The sequence below is a fragment of the Streptomyces tricolor genome, from assembly GCF_002155905.1.
In the GTDB taxonomy this organism is placed as follows: Bacteria; Actinomycetota; Actinomycetes; order Streptomycetales; family Streptomycetaceae; genus Streptomyces; species Streptomyces tricolor.
The window spans coordinates 1-1,010 of record NZ_MUMF01001075.1 but is presented as its reverse complement, the minus strand read 5'-3'; the positions used below and the strand labels follow the sequence as shown (position 1 = coordinate 1,010).

At 75.3% G+C, this 1,010-nt stretch carries 1 protein-coding gene; it reads right to left on the bottom strand.

The genetic code is table 11. The features are described 5' to 3' along the window. Positions 1-23: 23 nt before the first annotated feature. A partial coding sequence (locus CCN44_RS42830) for an MBL fold metallo-hydrolase (RefSeq protein ID WP_107502196.1) occupies positions 24-1,010 on the bottom strand: 987 nt, incomplete at its 5' end.

Sequence of the window (1,010 nt, the reverse complement as noted above, 5' to 3'; positions counted from 1 at the left end):
GGCGGGTGCGGGCCGGGCCGCCTTCACTCCAGGACTCTCGAACCGCCCACCGGCAGGTCCCACAGGTCTTCGCGGGCCAGCCCCGCCTTCTCCCAGGCCGCCCGTACCCGCGTGAGGGGCTCCAGGACCGGTTCCGCCGAGAGGATGAAGGCGGCCCAGTGCATGGGGGCCATGCGGCGGGCGCCGAGGTCGAGGAATGCCTGGACCGCCTCCTCGGGGTCGCAGTGGACGTCGCTCAGCCACCAGCGGGGGTCGTAGGCGCCGATGGGCATGAGGGCGAGGTCGATACCGGGGTAGCGGCGGCCGATGCGGGAGAACCAGTGGCCGTAGCCGGTGTCGCCGGCGAAGTACAGGCGCTGTCCGTCGGACGCGGTCAGCACCCAGCCTCCCCACAGGCTGCGGCAGGTGTCGGTGAGGGTGCGCTTGGACCAGTGGTGCGCCGGCACGAAGTCGAAGCGCGTGCCGGAGAGTTCCGCGCCCTCCCACCAGTCCAGCTCGGTGACGACGGTGAACCGGCGGCGGCGGAACCAGCGGCCGAGGCCGGCCGGGGCGAACACGGGGGTGTCGCGCGGGAGCCGGCGCAGGGTGGGGGCGTCCAGGTGGTCGTAGTGGTTGTGGCTGATGACGACGGCGTCGACGCGGGGCAGGGTGTCCCAGGGCACGCCCACGGGGGTGACGCGGGCCGGGGTGCCGAGGATGCGGCGGGACCAGACGGGGTCGGTCAGGACGGTCAGGCCGCCGATGCGCACGATCCAGCTGGCGTGCCCCGCCCAGGTGACGGCGAGGGTGCGGGAGTCGACGCGGGGCAGCGGGGCCGGTTCGTACGGCAGGCGGCCGATGTCGGCGAGGCCGTCGGGGTCGGGGCGCACGGCGCCTTCGCGGGCGAAGCGGGCGACGGCCTTGAGGCCGGGCAGCGGGGCGGTGAGCCGGTCGTGGAAGGTGCGCGGCCACACCCGGTGTTCGCCCAGGGGGCGGGGCTCGGCCAGCGGCGGGAACGGGGTCGCGAGGGG